Source organism: Epilithonimonas sp. (assembly GCF_032054305.1).
In the GTDB taxonomy this organism is placed as follows: Bacteria; Bacteroidota; Bacteroidia; order Flavobacteriales; family Weeksellaceae; genus Epilithonimonas.
The window spans coordinates 583,934-598,485 of record NZ_DAMBSX010000001.1 but is presented as its reverse complement, the minus strand read 5'-3'; the positions used below and the strand labels follow the sequence as shown (position 1 = coordinate 598,485).

The 14,552-nt window shown below is 35.8% G+C and carries 15 protein-coding genes and 5 tRNA genes; 19 read left to right on the top strand and 1 reads right to left on the bottom strand.

Going from position 1 to position 14,552, the window contains the following annotated elements:
- Window positions 1–15: 15 nt before the first annotated feature.
- From RTX21_RS02700 to nusG, 12 genes are all read left to right on the top strand, one after another.
- Complete coding sequence (locus tag RTX21_RS02700) at window positions 16–999, top strand: pyruvate dehydrogenase complex E1 component subunit beta (protein ID WP_312765168.1); 984 nt, start codon at window positions 16–18, stop codon at window positions 997–999.
- Window positions 1,000–1,482: 483 nt separating this feature from the next.
- Window positions 1,483–1,680, top strand: a complete 198-nt coding sequence (gene rpsU, locus RTX21_RS02695) for a 30S ribosomal protein S21 (RefSeq protein WP_027384137.1) — start codon at window positions 1,483–1,485, stop codon at window positions 1,678–1,680.
- Between the two features lie 75 nt (window positions 1,681–1,755).
- Window positions 1,756–2,655: a tyrosine-type recombinase/integrase gene (locus RTX21_RS02690; protein ID WP_312765167.1), complete on the top strand. Its 900-nt coding sequence runs from the start codon at window positions 1,756–1,758 to the stop codon at window positions 2,653–2,655.
- Between the two features lie 39 nt (window positions 2,656–2,694).
- A complete protein-coding gene (locus RTX21_RS02685) occupies window positions 2,695–2,985 on the top strand; it encodes an HPF/RaiA family ribosome-associated protein (protein ID WP_312765166.1) in 291 nt (96 codons plus the stop codon).
- A gap of 120 nt (window positions 2,986–3,105) precedes the next feature.
- Window positions 3,106–3,179: transfer RNA gene (locus RTX21_RS02680), tRNA-Thr, on the top strand.
- Between the two features lie 18 nt (window positions 3,180–3,197).
- Window positions 3,198–3,278: transfer RNA gene (locus tag RTX21_RS02675), tRNA-Tyr, on the top strand.
- Between the two features lie 85 nt (window positions 3,279–3,363).
- Window positions 3,364–3,436 (top strand) — tRNA-Gly (locus RTX21_RS02670).
- A 38-nt stretch (window positions 3,437–3,474) separates the two neighbouring features.
- Window positions 3,475–3,546: transfer RNA gene (locus RTX21_RS02665), tRNA-Thr, on the top strand.
- Between the two features lie 221 nt (window positions 3,547–3,767).
- On the top strand, window positions 3,768–4,979 hold the full coding sequence (tuf, locus tag RTX21_RS02660) for an elongation factor Tu (RefSeq protein ID WP_027384134.1): 1,212 nt from the start codon (window positions 3,768–3,770) through the stop codon (window positions 4,977–4,979).
- Window positions 4,980–5,033: 54 nt separating this feature from the next.
- Window positions 5,034–5,104 (top strand) — tRNA-Trp (locus tag RTX21_RS02655).
- A gap of 12 nt (window positions 5,105–5,116) precedes the next feature.
- Window positions 5,117–5,323 (top strand): preprotein translocase subunit SecE, encoded by a 207-nt coding sequence (secE, locus tag RTX21_RS02650; protein ID WP_027384133.1) that lies wholly within the window; start codon window positions 5,117–5,119, stop codon window positions 5,321–5,323.
- Between the two features lie 19 nt (window positions 5,324–5,342).
- Window positions 5,343–5,885: a transcription termination/antitermination protein NusG gene (nusG, locus tag RTX21_RS02645; RefSeq protein WP_089873322.1), complete on the top strand. Its 543-nt coding sequence runs from the start codon at window positions 5,343–5,345 to the stop codon at window positions 5,883–5,885.
- Between the two features lie 50 nt (window positions 5,886–5,935).
- On the opposite strand, the gene RTX21_RS02640 is transcribed toward nusG, so the two are convergent.
- Window positions 5,936–6,784, bottom strand: a complete 849-nt coding sequence (locus RTX21_RS02640; protein ID WP_312765165.1) for an AraC family transcriptional regulator — start codon at window positions 6,782–6,784, stop codon at window positions 5,936–5,938.
- Window positions 6,785–6,893: 109 nt separating this feature from the next.
- On the opposite strand from RTX21_RS02640, the gene RTX21_RS02635 reads away from it, so the two are divergent.
- The 7 genes from RTX21_RS02635 (at window position 6,894) to rplL (ending at window position 14,463) form a co-directional block, all read left to right on the top strand.
- The gene (locus tag RTX21_RS02635) at window positions 6,894–8,117 is read left to right on the top strand and encodes an MFS transporter (RefSeq protein ID WP_312765164.1); all 1,224 of its coding nucleotides are present in this window, start codon (window positions 6,894–6,896) and stop codon (window positions 8,115–8,117) included.
- A 13-nt stretch (window positions 8,118–8,130) separates the two neighbouring features.
- On the top strand, window positions 8,131–9,615 hold the full coding sequence (locus RTX21_RS02630; protein ID WP_312765163.1) for a trehalase family glycosidase: 1,485 nt from the start codon (window positions 8,131–8,133) through the stop codon (window positions 9,613–9,615).
- A 19-nt stretch (window positions 9,616–9,634) separates the two neighbouring features.
- Entirely contained in the window at window positions 9,635–12,070 is a 2,436-nt protein-coding gene (locus RTX21_RS02625) for a TonB-dependent receptor domain-containing protein (RefSeq protein WP_312765162.1), read from the top strand.
- A 215-nt stretch (window positions 12,071–12,285) separates the two neighbouring features.
- On the top strand, window positions 12,286–12,729 hold the full coding sequence (gene rplK, locus RTX21_RS02620; RefSeq protein WP_312765161.1) for a 50S ribosomal protein L11: 444 nt from the start codon (window positions 12,286–12,288) through the stop codon (window positions 12,727–12,729).
- Between the two features lie 11 nt (window positions 12,730–12,740).
- Entirely contained in the window at window positions 12,741–13,433 is a 693-nt protein-coding gene (gene rplA / locus RTX21_RS02615) for a 50S ribosomal protein L1 (RefSeq protein WP_028121267.1), read from the top strand.
- A 17-nt stretch (window positions 13,434–13,450) separates the two neighbouring features.
- Window positions 13,451–14,047 carry a 50S ribosomal protein L10 gene (gene rplJ, locus RTX21_RS02610; protein ID WP_312765160.1) on the top strand — a complete coding sequence of 199 codons (597 nt, stop codon included), beginning with the start codon at window positions 13,451–13,453 and terminating at the stop codon, window positions 14,045–14,047.
- A gap of 47 nt (window positions 14,048–14,094) precedes the next feature.
- Window positions 14,095–14,463: a 50S ribosomal protein L7/L12 gene (gene rplL / locus RTX21_RS02605; RefSeq protein WP_116031725.1), complete on the top strand. Its 369-nt coding sequence runs from the start codon at window positions 14,095–14,097 to the stop codon at window positions 14,461–14,463.
- The last annotated feature ends 89 nt before the right edge of the window (window positions 14,464–14,552 follow it).

Genomic DNA, 14,552 nt, shown 5'->3' with positions numbered 1-14,552 from the left:
AATCAATTATTAAAAATGAAAGAATATACATTTCGTGAAGTAATTGCTCAGGCGATGAGCGAAGAAATGCGTAAAGACGAATCTATTTTTCTAGTAGGAGAGGAGGTTGCAGAATATAACGGAGCTTACAAAGCTTCAAAAGGGATGCTTGATGAATTTGGACCAAAGAGAATCATCGATGCACCGATTGCCGAACTTGGTTTTACTGGTATTGCAGTTGGAGCTGCGATGAACGGGAATCGTCCGATTGTAGAATTTATGACATTCAACTTCTCGATGGTTGCGATTGACCAGATTATCAATAATGCTGCAAAGATCTATCAGATGAGCGCAGGACAATGGAATTGCCCGGCGGTTTTTCGTGGACCAACAGCTTCAGCAGGTCAGTTGGGTGCAACGCACTCTCAGGCTTTCGAAAGTTGGTATGCAAACTGTCCAGGTCTTAAAGTTGTTGTTCCTTCGAATCCTTATGATGCAAAAGGGCTTCTGAAAACGGCTATCCAAGATAATGACCCAGTTATCTTTATGGAGTCTGAGCAGATGTATGGCGACAAAATGGAAATTCCTGAAGAAGAATATTATATTCCAATTGGCAAAGCGGATATCAAGAAAGAAGGGAAAGATGTGACTTTGGTTTCTTTCGGTAAGATAATGAAACTGGCTTTACAAGCTGCGGCAGATTTGGAAAAAGAAGGTGTTTCTGTTGAGGTTATAGACCTTAGAACAGTTCGTCCTTTGGATTACGATACGGTTCTTGAGTCTGTGAAGAAAACAAACAGATTAGTAATTTTAGAAGAAGCTTGGCCATTTGCCTCAGTTGCTTCGGAAATCACATATATGGTTCAGCAGAAAGCATTCGATTATTTGGATGCGCCAATCAAGAGAATCACAACACCAGATGCTTCAGCGCCATATTCTGCCGCATTGTTCGCAGAATGGTTCCCGAAACTGGAAAAAGTGAAAGAAGAAATCAAAAAAGCGATGTATATCAAAGCTTAAGATATAAAAAACTCCCGATTTATTCGGGAGTTTTTATTTGATAATTTTTTAGGAGCTGTTTGACTCCGTCGATTGCTTTGGAGCAATTCCCGCTTTCCGTTGCAATCTTTTTTGCCGACGCTTTCCGTTAAGTAGAACTTGCAGATCACACAAAAAAGGATTTCCACTGCAATCGGGGCTAGGGGGATTTGTCATCTATTCAACATTCAATATTAAAAAACAATATTGTTATTCCTTAGGAACCCATACTGCTGAGATTCCTAAGGAATGACAAACTTACTTTTTGATTGTTTTTGCTGAGCGCAAGCGCCTTTGCGAACCTTAAAAATATTTTTCAATAATGTCAAAAAATCTTGGCGATTTTTGCGTTAAAATTATTCAGAAAGATTAAACCCTTAATATTATTTTATCAAAATAACCTTTCAAAAATTTGCAGATTAATAAATTATTCTTATTTTTGCACTTCAAAATGAGATGTAAATTATGTTAATAATACCAGTAAAAGACGGAGAGTCTATCGACAGAGCTTTAAAAAAGTACAAAAGAAAATTTGATAAAACTAGAGTAGTAAGAGAACTTAGATCTAGACAACAATTTATTAAGCCTTCTGTAACTTTGAGACAAGCTAAACTAAAAGCAGCTCACAAGCAAAGAAACTTGAGCAAAGAAGAACAAGCTTAAGTTCTTTTTAGCAAAACATAATAAAAATCACTTCCGAATTTCTATATTTGGAAGTGATTTTGCATTTATATACGTATGATAGAAAGATTTCTGGACTACATAACAGTGGAAAAAAGATATTCTCCACATACATTGATCAACTACAAAAAAGACTTGTTAGATTTTTCGGCCTTTGTTCTCAAGACAGAAGCATCAGAAGATATTGTTCATGTTCATAAAAAGGTCATTAAAAATTTTATTGTGGAAATGAGTAATTCCGGACTGAGTAAAAGAAGCATCAATAGGAAGCTGTCCTCGCTACGTAGTTTCTATGTTTTTATGCTTAGACTGGAAGAGATAAAGGTTTCGCCCATGGAAACTATAGATTCGCTTAAATTCTATGCTGAAAAACGGATTCCTTTTTCTGTGGAAGAAATGGATCAAATGAAAATAGAAGTAGAGGAGAAGGGGGATATGACACTTCTTGATAAGCTGATTATAGAAACCTTATATCAGACAGGAATCAGAAAAGCGGAATTATGTGGCCTCTTGTTGGAGAATGTGGATTTCTCAAAAAAAGAAATATTAGTTATTGGTAAAGGAAACAAAGCTAGAATAATTCCTATTGCAGATGAATTGTTTGCAGATTTTCAATTATATCTCAATATCCGTAAGGCTAATTCAGAAAATGAACAATATTTTTTCGTTAATAAAAATGGAAAAAAACTGGGTGAAAAGTTTGTGTATTTGGTCGTTAATAAGTACTTTAGTATAGTTACTTCTAAGCAAAAAAGGAGTCCGCATATTCTGAGGCATACTTTTGCAACACACGTCCTGAACCAAGGTGCAGAAATATCTAAGGTTCAGAAAATATTAGGACATGCCAGTTTAGCAAGTACACAAGTCTATACAAGCGCGAATATAGAAAAACTGAAAGAAGTTTATAAAAACGCACATCCAAGAGAAACTAAGAATAAACAAAATGATATGGAGTAAAATTACTATTTAATTGTTTAACCATTAAAATCAGACGTTATGAAGATTACGATTCAGACTGTAGGTGTAACACCTCATGAACCATTAAAAGAAAGAATTGAAAAAAAATTGGCCAAGCTTGAAACTTTTTATGACAAAATTGTAGAGGCTGTGGTTTACCTTAAAGTAGAAAATACATCAGAAAAAGAAAATAAAACAACAGAGTTGGTTGTGAAGATCCCGGGTAATGATATCGTGGTAAAGAAAACCTGTGCAAGTTTTGAGGAAAGTTTGGACGATTGTGTGGAAACGGCTAAAAAACTGTTAATCAAGAAAAAAGAATTAGCTTAAAAAAATAATTAAAATTTTTTTGTAAAAATATTTGTAGATTTCAAAAAAGTGTCTCATATTTGCACTCGCAAAACGGAAACAACCGCAACGCAGAAAAGAAAGCTCTTTTGAAATCTATTTGCCTCCATAGCTCAGTTGGCCAGAGCACGTGATTTGTAATCTCGGGGTCGTGGGTTCGAATCCCTCTGGAGGCTCAATTTATAAAAAATACTGGGGAGATACCAGAGCGGTCAAATGGGGCTGACTGTAACTCAGCTGCTTCGGCTACGTAGGTTCGAATCCTGCTCTCCCCACTTTTTTATGATTTAAATTATTTTGCAGATTCAAAAATTATTTTTAAATTTGCACACGTTTACCAACAATTAGGAAACAAAAATTGCGAAAGTAGCTCAGTTGGTAGAGCGTCAGCCTTCCAAGCTGAATGTCGCGGGTTCGACCCCCGTCTTTCGCTCAAAATCACAAACCTTACGGGATGTGATTTTTTTTTAAGCCGACTTAGCTCAGGGGTAGAGTGCTTCCTTGGTAAGGAAGAGGTCACGGGTTCAAATCCCGTAGTTGGCTCAGAAGTCCTGAATATATTCAGGCTTTTTTTTGGAATCATTTTATATAATTAATGTAAATTTGCATTCTGATTCGGCAGTCAATGTAAAGGATTGTTTTTAAGTTATTTCAAATTGAAAGTCATGTTATTATTTTTTATGTAAAATAATTTTTGATATTTAAAAATTCATTATATTTGCAAACCGAAAAAAACAATATTAAATAAATTAAATATTAAAATCATGGCAAAGGAAACGTTTAATCGTTCAAAACCACACTTGAACATTGGTACTATTGGTCACGTTGACCATGGTAAAACTACTCTTACAGCTGCTATTTCTGCTGTATTAGCAAGCAAAGGTCTTGCTGAGAAAAAAGACTTCTCTGCAATTGACTCTGCTCCTGAAGAAAAAGAAAGAGGTATTACAATCAATACTGCTCACATCGAGTACGAAACAGAAAAAAGACACTACGCTCACGTTGACTGCCCAGGTCACGCGGATTATGTAAAGAACATGGTAACGGGTGCTGCTCAAATGGATGGTGCTATCGTTGTATGTGCTGCTACAGACGGACCTATGCCACAAACTAGAGAGCACATCTTGCTTTGCCGTCAGGTAAACGTACCAAGAATCGTTGTTTTCATGAACAAAGTTGACATGGTGGATGATCCAGAATTGTTAGAGCTTGTTGAAATGGAACTTAGAGACTTGTTGTCTACTTACGATTTCGACGGAGATAACTCTCCAGTGATCCAAGGTTCTGCATTAGGAGCTCTTACTGCTGCTACTGCTGCTACAGTTGATACTGAGGATAAATGGTTCAAATCTGTTGAAGAATTGATGGACGCTGTTGATACTTGGATCGAGCAACCACCAAGAGATACTGATAAGCCTTTCTTGATGCCAATCGAAGACGTATTCTCTATTACAGGTAGAGGTACTGTTGCAACTGGTAGAATCGAGGCTGGTGTTATCAACACTGGAGATCCGGTTGATATCGTTGGTATGGGTGATGAGAAATTGACTTCTACTATTACAGGAGTTGAGATGTTCAGAAAAATCCTAGATAGAGGTGAAGCTGGAGATAACGTAGGTCTATTGTTGAGAGGTATTGAAAAAACTGACATCAAGAGAGGTATGGTTATCGCTAAGAAAGATTCTGTGAAACCTCACAAAAAATTCAAAGCTTCTGTTTATATCCTTTCTAAAGAAGAAGGTGGACGTCACACTCCATTCCACAACAAATACCGTCCTCAGTTCTACGTAAGAACTACTGACGTTACAGGTGAAATCTTCTTGCCAGAAGGTGTAGAAATGGTAATGCCTGGTGATAACTTGGAAATCACTGTAGAATTGCTACAACCAATCGCTCTTAATGTAGGTCTTAGATTTGCAATCAGAGAAGGAGGTAGAACTGTAGGTTCTGGTCAGGTTACTGAGATCCTAGATTAATCATCTTAATATAAAATTAAAGTTCCGTAAGGAAACTTACGGAACTTTTAATCTACGGGCATCGTCCAATGGTAGGATACCGGTCTCCAACACCGTTGATCTGGGTTCGAATCCTAGTGCCCGTGCAAAATTAAAATATGAGCTCATTAGTTAATTTTTTAAAAGGTTCTTATACAGAATTTAAAGATAAAGTGGAATGGCCAAAATGGCCAGATCTTCAGTCTTCTACAATTGTTGTAGCTGTTACTACGGTTATTCTTGCTTTATTTACATTTGGAGTAGATTCTTTATTTAGTGTTACTATCAAGAATCTTATTGCGACGTTTATTAATCTATTTAACTAATCCAAAAATTACTTTCCTCATGAGCGAATCGAAATGGTATGTGCTGAAAGCTATTAGCGGACAGGAAAATAAAGTGAAGAATTATATTGAGAACGAAATCCAACGCTTAGGCATGGATGCTTATGTTACTCAAGTGGTAATTCCTATGGAAAAAGTTATCCAGATCAGAAATGGTAAAAAAGTTCCAAAAGAGAAGCCTTATTATCCTGGTTACCTTATGGTAGAAGCTGATTTAGTTGGAGAAGTTCCTCACGTTATCAAAAACATCCCGGGAGTTATTTCTTTCTTGAGTCTTACAAAAGGAGGAGAGCCTGTTCCGATGAGAAAATCTGAGGTTAACAGAATGCTCGGAAGAATGGATGAACTTTCTGAATTTGCTACAGACGTTGAGATTCCTTTCATTGTTGGAGAAAATGTAAAAGTGATCGATGGTCCTTTCAATGGTTTCAATGGCACTATAGAAAAAATCTTGGAAGACAAGAAGAAGGTGGAAGTTTCAGTTCTTATTTTTGGTAGAAAAACCCCGATGGAACTTAGCTTCATGCAAGTTGAAAAAGTATAGACTCTTATTTATAACATATAAAGACCTAAGATTATTTCTTAGGTCTTTTTTTATTTTATCAACTCATTATTGAATTCGGTTGGCGTTTTTCCAACATATTTTTTGAATGCACGGTTGAAATAAGATATATTATTATAGCCTGTGCTGTAACAGCTTTCCGAGACACTTTTTCCCTGCAAAATAAGATGGCAGGCTTTTTCGATTCTATATTGATTGACAAAGTCTGTGAAGGTTATTTTCATTGTTTTTTTGAAAAAATTACAAAAAGATGGCAAAGTAAGATTTACAATCGCCGCAATTTCATTGATATCAAACTCTTTCTGATAATTCTTTTCTACGAATGTAAATATAGACTGTAACCTTTCCCTGTTTTTCGAAATAATCGTGTGTGGCATGACCTCTTTATTCAGCAAGGTGTAATCTTTTTCTTCAGAAAGTTCTACTAATAGATTTAGTAGCAACATATATCTTTTGTGATTTTCTGTATCCATCATTTTTCGAAGCTTTGGCAATATTTTTTCTTTCATTGAATTACTGAATAAGACTCCAAACTTTGCGACAGATAAAAGTTTTCTGAGACTTGCTAATTCCCCAACATCTTTTGGAAACTGAATGATCTCTTCTCGAAACTGCAAAACGATTTCTTCGTGAGGATCAGAGGAATTGAGCCCGAATCCTGAATGGGGAATATTGGAACCTATCAAAACCAGATCTCCATCTCTGAAACTGCTTTTATGATAGCCAACGTGTCGTGTTCCACTCCCAGAAACTACGCAAACCAATTCCAATTCCGGATGATAATGGTATTCCCAACGAAATTCTTTCACAGGAAAATTCATGTGTAACGTACGAAAAGATGAATTTTCATCAGCCTTAACATTCTCGTAACTTACTTTCATTTAATTAATTGATAATTTAGGTAAATATACTATTTTATATTAATGTAGTGTCATTAATGATTTATAGTGTTAAATTAATGTAAACTGTTTCTGGATAATTTTGTAATCGATGAAAAACTTAAATATTAAAGCAGTCCTTTTTCTGAACTATTTCCTTTTTGCCATTCTTTTGAATTCGGTGGGAACGGTTATTCTTCAGGTTCAGCAAAATTTTGGAATTTCAAAATCCGATGCAAGCATTTTGGAAGGCTTCAAAGATTTGCCAATTGCGATTTGTTCTTTCCTCTTAGCTTCCTTTCTTCCTAAGATCGGGTTGAAAAAGTCTATGTTGATTGCATTAGCTTTGGTAAGTGTTATGTGTTTTCTAATGCCATTTGCAAATGCTTTTTGGTATTTCAAAATATTGTTTTGTGTTGTCGGGATTTCATTTGCGCTTATCAAGATCTCCGTTTTTACGGCAATTGGATTAATCACGAATAATGACAAAGAACATTCTAGTATTATGGGATTTCTTGAAGGTTTTTTTATGATAGGCGTTTTGGTGGGAAATGTTCTTTTCAGCCTTTTCATAGATGACAGTGATCCACAATCAAAAAGCTGGCTTAAAACTTATTGGGTTTTAGGATTGTTGTCAGCCGTTTCATTCCTGATTCTGGTATTTTCAAAACTAGATGAAAGTGAAGCAAAAATAGAGAACACAAGTCTGAAAGGCGATGTGAAAAATAGCATCAGTTTATTTAAACTCAAGAAAGTTTTATTCTTCATTGTATGTGCATTTTTATTCGTACTTGTAGAACAGAGTTTCCAAACTTGGACACCTACTTTTTATAAGGAAATTCTTCATCTTCCAACGAGTATGGCTGTTCAGGCTGGAGCAGTTTTAGCCGGTGCATTTGCATTAGGAAGATTTCTATCTGGATTTTTTTCAAGAAAATATAAATGGATCTATGTTGTTTCGTTTTGCGTTATCTGTTTTGCAATGAGCATATTTTTAGTTTTACCATTAACGCATGACATTCACCTTGACGAAAATGTAACTTGGTTCAATGCACCTTTGGCTGTGTATATTTTCCCATTGATGGGTGTTTTTCTTGCACCGATCTATCCAAGCATCAACTCTGTGATTCTTGCATCGATCCCGAAATACTTGCAAAGTTCTATGTCTGGTCTTATTGTCGTTTTTTCCGCCATCGGAGGAACACTTGGGTCTATGATTACTGGATTTGTATTTCAGGAAACTGGAGGGCAGCAAGCATTTTATCTATCATTTATCCCGTTGTCCTTATTGCTGATTTTTGTAATAATGATGAACAAACAGCTTGGTAAGAAATAAAAATTATATGCAAATGAAAAACTATACCGATATAAAAGATTTTTACAATCTGTTCGAAGCTGTTCAAAAAGCTGAAATTTTCGATGACCAAAAAACAATGGTAGACGCTATTCCGTTATTTACAATTGCTGAAATTGAAAAAAGATATTCGAATGAAAAAAATAAGCCTGATTTTGATCTGAAAAGTTTTGTATTGCGAAATTTTTCCATGGAACAAATTTCGGAAAGAGCAGATGATATTGTCGAAAATAAAATTCCTATCAAAGAACATATTGAGAAACTTTGGAATCAGCTGGCCAGAACTGCCTATGAAAATAAAGGAACACTTTTGCAGTTGCCTAAACCTTACATCGTTCCTGGAGGAAGATTCATTGAGTTTTTTTATTGGGACAGTTATTTTGTGATGTTGGGATTACAGGTTTCCGGGAATGTCGAAATGATGAAAAACATCGTTGAGAATTGTTCTTATTTGATAATGAATTATGGTTTTGTTCCAAATGCCAGCCGAAGCTATTTTCTAAGTCGTTCACAGCCTCCCTATTTTTCTTTGATGTTGGATCTGATTTACGAAAACACGAATGATGAAAAAATTTATTCCCAGTATTTCGAAACGTTGGAGAAAGAATATGAGTTCTGGATGTCAGGAGTTGAAGATCTAGAAAACGGCAAAGCTGTTAAAAGAGTTTTGAAAACTAATGACGGCGATATTCTGAATCGTTATTATGATGATGAAAATCTGCCTCGTCCGGAAAGTTATTTGATAGATGTCAAAGATTCTGAAAACTCTCAAAATTCTGAATTCTATAGAAATGTCAGAGCAGCTTGTGAATCGGGTTGGGATTTTTCCAGCAGATGGTTTGAAGATGGAGAAAATATCGGAACAATCTATACTTTGGAATTGGCGCAAGTTGATGTGAACTGCCTGCTTTGGCATCTCGAAAAAACTCTTGCGAAGTCAGCTCATATCAATAGAAAATTTGACCTTGAAGAAAAATATCAATCATTATCCAATCAACGAAAATCAAATATTGAAAAATATTTTTGGGATAAGGAATCTAAAATCTACAGAGATTTCAATTTCATAAAAAACAAACAAACACAATCTGAACATATCGCTTCTTTGTATCCATTATTTCTAAAGATTTCGAGCAAACAACAAGCGAAAGAAATAGCTCAAACGATTTCTGAAAAATTCCTGTATTCAGGAGGGCTTGTCACCACGACAAAAGAAACAGGACAACAATGGGATTTGCCAAATGCGTGGGCTCCGAACCAATGGATCGGTTATACGGCGATGAAGAATTATGGTTTTGAAGATTTGGCAGAACAGATCAAATATAACTGGAGCAAAAATGTGGAACGTGTTTACAACAATACAGGAAAATTGATGGAAAAGTATAATGCCGTGGATGTAAAAAGTATTGCAGGCGGAGGAGAATATCCAAATCAGGACGGATTTGGGTGGACCAATGGGGTTTATTTGAAAATGAACAATTAACCTTAAATAATTATATGATATGAAAAGAAATTCGATTTTTTTGATGGTTGGCGTTGCATCGCTTTACTTTCAAAATGTTTATGGACAACAAACTGAGAATGACTCCATAAAATCTAATAACATCGAGCAAGTTGTGATCACTGGAAGCTCCAGGCCAAAAGCAAAATTAGAATCTGCAACGGCAATTTCTACTTTCACAGCGAAAGAAATTCAAAAACAGAATCCAATCAGTGCAGCAGCATTGTTGCAAAGAGTTCCGGGTTTTGCTGTTGAAACATCGGGTGGTGAAGTAGGAAACAACCTTTTTGCAAGAGGTATTCCTTCTGCTGGAGCTTATGAATTTACACAGATTCAGGAAGACGGTTTGCCGGTTTTTGAAGATGGTGCATTACAGTTTGCGAACGCTGATAACTTTTTCCGAGTAGATAATACAACTGGAAGATTAGAAGCATTGAGAGGTGGGACAGGTTCTATTTTCGCAACCAATTCTCCGGGAGGTTTGATTAACTTTATTTCTAAAGAAGGTACCAACGATTTCAAAGGTGCTGCGAAGTTGGAAACCAGTACTTATGGATTGATGAGAACAGATCTTAATCTTGGTGGCGCTTTAGTCAAAGATAAATTATTCTTCAACATTGGAGGTTTCTACAGAACAGATGACGGAATCAGAAAAACAGGTTTCAAAGCTAATAACGGAGGACAAATCCGAATGAATTTGAAATATGTCTTCGATAAAGGTTATGCAAAAGTGTATTACAAAAAACTGGATGACCGGAATGCCTTCTACCTGCCAATTCCTTTAACTAACAATTTGAAAGAGTTTCCAGGTTTCAATGCGAATTACGGAACTTATACCTACAACACGATCGGTCAGTTGAATATTCCACAAGCTGGTGGAGGTTTCTTTAAAAGAGATCTGACAAACGGAATCAACCCTAAAATGGATGTTCTGGGTGCAGAATTCAAATATGACCTTGGAAACAATTTTAGTGTAATCAATAAAACAAGATATACCAATATCAACCTTAATTATACAGCAATTTTCCCATCTGGCGGACCAACTCTTGCAAGTGACTTTGCAAATAGTAATGGTATTGCAGATGGAAAAGCCCAATATTCTTTAGTAGGGAATGGGCAAGTTGTAAATCCTCAATATGTACAAAAGTTAGGATTCTGGGCAATTGATAAGCAGATGGACAATTTCATCAATGACTTGCAATTCAATTATAAATTAGATAAAGGAAATATCACTGCAGGTTTTTATAGATCCAATTGGAAATCAAAACAATATTGGAACTGGAGTAATATTTTGACAACCGCTACAGATAAGCCACAACTTCTTGATCTTGTTGATACTTCTCTTAGTCCGAATGATGTTGGTTATTCAAAAACTTATAATGGCGTTACAGATATGTCATTCTTGCTTAGAGATTCTCAAACAGAAGGAAGCTTGAATGCTTTATATCTAAACCTAGATTATTCTTTGACAGATAAGTTAAGTTTCAATGGAGGAATCCGTTACAGTAATGATACATATAGAGGTTATAAAGTAAATACTACTACTGCAAACTTAAACAATTCTGGACTTACTATTGATGGAACTCACGGTTTTGACACAACAACTGCTGATGATAATATGAGTGTATTGGGAAATCAATATACTTATTGGAGATATGATGTAGATAAAGTATCGTACACTGGATCTTTGAATTATAAAATTGATTCTCAAAATGCCGTTTACGGGAGATTTTCCCACGGTTTCAGGTCTCCAAACGAGGAAGCATATTATAACAATATCGATGACTTGAGTGCACTTAAACCAGCATTGACAAATCAGATAGAGCTAGGTTACAAATATTATTCAAGAACGTTTGATATTGGTGTGATCCCTTTCTACTCAACACTTAAAAATCTTTCTTTCACGGATATCCTTTCTAATGGAAGGTCTGAAAACAAATTTGCTGATACTCGAAATTTAGGAGTTGAAATCGAAGGTTTTGCAAGATTGTTTAGTAATATTTTAGAAGTTACTTTCAACGGAACTATCCAAAGTCCAAAGTATAAAAACTTTTCAGGAACCAATGCAGATGGGACTACCTTTGACTATGATGGCAATTTTGTAAGAAGAATTCCTAAATTATATTTCAATATTTCTCCGGCGGTTAACATTACCAAAGAATGGAGAACTTATGTAAGCTATAATTATTACGGGAAACGTTTCCAGACCGAAGACAATAAAGAAGATTATTCTTTACCAGCATTTAGTGAGTTTGGGGCTGGGACATCTTATCAATTAGGAAAAGTAAGATTTGGGATAGATGCTACTAATATTTTCAACACAATAGGTATTACGGAAGGCGATCCAAGAGATACATCTTCTACTGCATCATCTGTAAGAATGGCGAGACCAATTATGGGGGCAGCTGTCAGAGCATCTATCACATTAGAGTTCTAATATTTTAGTTATTTTCTTAGAGTAATATCCATTCAGATTATTGAGTGGGTATTTTTTTGTAAAATATATAAAATCAGCAGATTCTATTTGTAGATTCAAAAATAATTAATACTTTTGCAAACCGAAATATAGGTCTTCTTTTATGCGAAGTGACTTATATTGAATAATTAATGCTTCCACATTCAATTATTTATTAATCAAATCAACACATTAAAATGGCTAAAAAAGTCTTTAAAATGGTAAAACTTCAGGTGAAAGGTGGCGCTGCCAACCCTTCGCCACCAGTAGGTCCAGCTTTGGGTTCTGCAGGGGTGAACATCATGGAGTTTTGTAAACAATTCAACGGTAGAACTCAGGATAAGCCTGGTCAAGTTTTGCCAGTAGTAATTACGGTGTATGAAGACAAATCTTTTGAATTCATCATCAAAACACCTCCAGTTGCAATCCAATTATTGGAAGCTGCAAAGTTGAAAAGTGGTTCTGGAGAACCTAACAGAAACAAAGTAGGTGCTGTATCTTGGGCTCAAGTTCAGAAAATTGCTGAGGACAAAATGGGAGACTTAAACTGTTTCACTGTTGAACCTGCAATTTCTATGGTAGCTGGTACTGCTAGGTCTATGGGATTGAGAGTAACAGGAGCTAAACCAACTAACGCTTAAAACTTAAAGAAATGGCAAAATTGACAAAAAAGCAAAAAGAAGCTTTAAGCAAAGTGGAAAAGAACAAAATTTACAATCTTGACGAAGCTTCTGCTTTGGTAAAAGAAGTAAATTTTGCAAAATTTGACGCATCTGTAGATATCGCTGTTAGATTGGGTGTAGATCCAAGAAAAGCAAATCAAATGGTGAGAGGTGTTGTATCTCTTCCTCATGGTACTGGTAAAGATATTAAAGTTTTGGCTTTGGTAACTCCAGATAAAGAAGCAGAAGCTAAAGAGGCTGGTGCAGACTATGTTGGTCTAGATGACTATTTGGCTCAAATCAAGAATGGTTGGACAGATGTTGACGTTATCGTTACTATGCCAGCTGTTATGGGTAAATTAGGGCCATTGGGTAGAATCTTAGGACCAAGAGGTCTTATGCCAAACCCTAAATCTGGTACTGTAACTATGGAAATCGGAAAGGCGGTTGCTGAGGTAAAAGCTGGTAAAATCGATTTCAAAGTAGATAAATATGGTATTATCCACGCAGGTATTGGTAAAGTATCTTTCGATGCTGCTAAACTTAAAGAAAATGCTCAGGAATTGATTTCGACATTGATCAAGTTGAAACCAACTGCTGCTAAAGGAACTTATGTAAAAAGCATCTATTTGTCTTCTACAATGAGTCCCGGAATTGCAATTGATACTAAATCTGTTAACTAATTATAATCCTTAAGACAATGACAAAAGACCAAAAAGTTGTAGCGATACAAGAGATCAAAGATTTGCTTCAGGATGCAAAAGTAGTTTACGTAGCAGATCTACAAGGTTTGAACGCTGCTAAATCTTCTGATTTCAGAAGACAGGCTTTCAAGCAAAATATCAAAGTAAAAGTTGTGAAGAACACATTGCTTCAAAAAGCAATGGAACAGATCGAAGGTGTAGATTACTCTGAGATGTTCGAAACTTTCAAAGGAAACTCTGCAATTATGATTGCTGAAACGGCTAACGCTCCAGCAAAATTGATCAAAGACTTCAGAAAGAAAGAAGAGAAACCAGCTCTTAAATCAGCTTTCGTTCAGGAAACTTTCTATGTTGGTGATGAGAACCTAGACGCATTAGTAAGCATCAAGTCTAGAGAAGAAATGATCGGTGAGATCATCGGATTGCTTCAGTCTCCAATCCAAAGAGTTGTTTCTGCTCTTCAAAACAAATCTGAAACTGTAGAAGCTAAAGCTGAAGAAGCTGCTCCTGCAGTAGAAGAAACTCCTGCTGTTGAGGAAGCTCCAGAGGCTCCAGCTGCAGAAAGCACTGACGAAACGCCAGCTGCTGAATAATTACACTCAAAAAAATAGATAAATAATCAACAAAAAACATTACAACAATGTCAGATTTAAAAAATTTAGCTGAAACGCTAGTAAACTTAACAGTAAAAGACGTAAACGAATTAGCTGCTATCCTTAAGGATGAGTACGGAATTGAGCCAGCTGCTGCTGCAGTAGTAGTTGCTGCAGGTGGTGCAGGTGAAGCTGCTGAAGAAAAAACAGAATTCGACGTAATTCTTAAATCAGCTGGAGCTTCTAAATTAGCTGTTGTTAAATTGGTAAAAGATTTAACTGGTGCAGGTCTTAAAGAAGCTAAAGACATCGTAGACGGTGCTCCTGCTCCAATCAAGCAAGGTGTATCTAAAGACGAAGCAGAAGCTCTTAAGAAACAACTTGAAGAAGCTGGTGCTGAAGTAGAATTGAAATAATTTCGATTTTAATATAAGTCAAAATCCTAATCGTAAGATTAGGATTTTTTTGTTCACAGAAAGTTTAAGATTTTATAACGATTTGTATA

Bases quoted from the DNA above. Each gene is read 5' to 3' on its own strand.
- RTX21_RS02700 (WP_312765168.1), top strand. From the start codon at position 16: ATGAAAGAATATACATTTCGTGAAGTAATTGCTCAGGCGATGAGCGAA.
- rpsU (WP_027384137.1), top strand. From the start codon at position 1,483: ATGTTAATAATACCAGTAAAAGACGGAGAGTCTATCGACAGAGCTTTA.
- RTX21_RS02690 (WP_312765167.1), top strand. From the start codon at position 1,756: ATGATAGAAAGATTTCTGGACTACATAACAGTGGAAAAAAGATATTCT.
- RTX21_RS02685 (WP_312765166.1), top strand. From the start codon at position 2,695: ATGAAGATTACGATTCAGACTGTAGGTGTAACACCTCATGAACCATTA.
- tuf (WP_027384134.1), top strand. From the start codon at position 3,768: ATGGCAAAGGAAACGTTTAATCGTTCAAAACCACACTTGAACATTGGT.
- secE (WP_027384133.1), top strand. From the start codon at position 5,117: ATGAGCTCATTAGTTAATTTTTTAAAAGGTTCTTATACAGAATTTAAA.
- nusG (WP_089873322.1), top strand. From the start codon at position 5,343: ATGAGCGAATCGAAATGGTATGTGCTGAAAGCTATTAGCGGACAGGAA.
- RTX21_RS02640 (WP_312765165.1), bottom strand. From the start codon at position 6,784: ATGAAAGTAAGTTACGAGAATGTTAAGGCTGATGAAAATTCATCTTTT.
- RTX21_RS02635 (WP_312765164.1), top strand. From the start codon at position 6,894: ATGAAAAACTTAAATATTAAAGCAGTCCTTTTTCTGAACTATTTCCTT.
- RTX21_RS02630 (WP_312765163.1), top strand. From the start codon at position 8,131: ATGAAAAACTATACCGATATAAAAGATTTTTACAATCTGTTCGAAGCT.
- RTX21_RS02625 (WP_312765162.1), top strand. From the start codon at position 9,635: ATGAAAAGAAATTCGATTTTTTTGATGGTTGGCGTTGCATCGCTTTAC.
- rplK (WP_312765161.1), top strand. From the start codon at position 12,286: ATGGCTAAAAAAGTCTTTAAAATGGTAAAACTTCAGGTGAAAGGTGGC.
- rplA (WP_028121267.1), top strand. From the start codon at position 12,741: ATGGCAAAATTGACAAAAAAGCAAAAAGAAGCTTTAAGCAAAGTGGAA.
- rplJ (WP_312765160.1), top strand. From the start codon at position 13,451: ATGACAAAAGACCAAAAAGTTGTAGCGATACAAGAGATCAAAGATTTG.
- rplL (WP_116031725.1), top strand. From the start codon at position 14,095: ATGTCAGATTTAAAAAATTTAGCTGAAACGCTAGTAAACTTAACAGTA.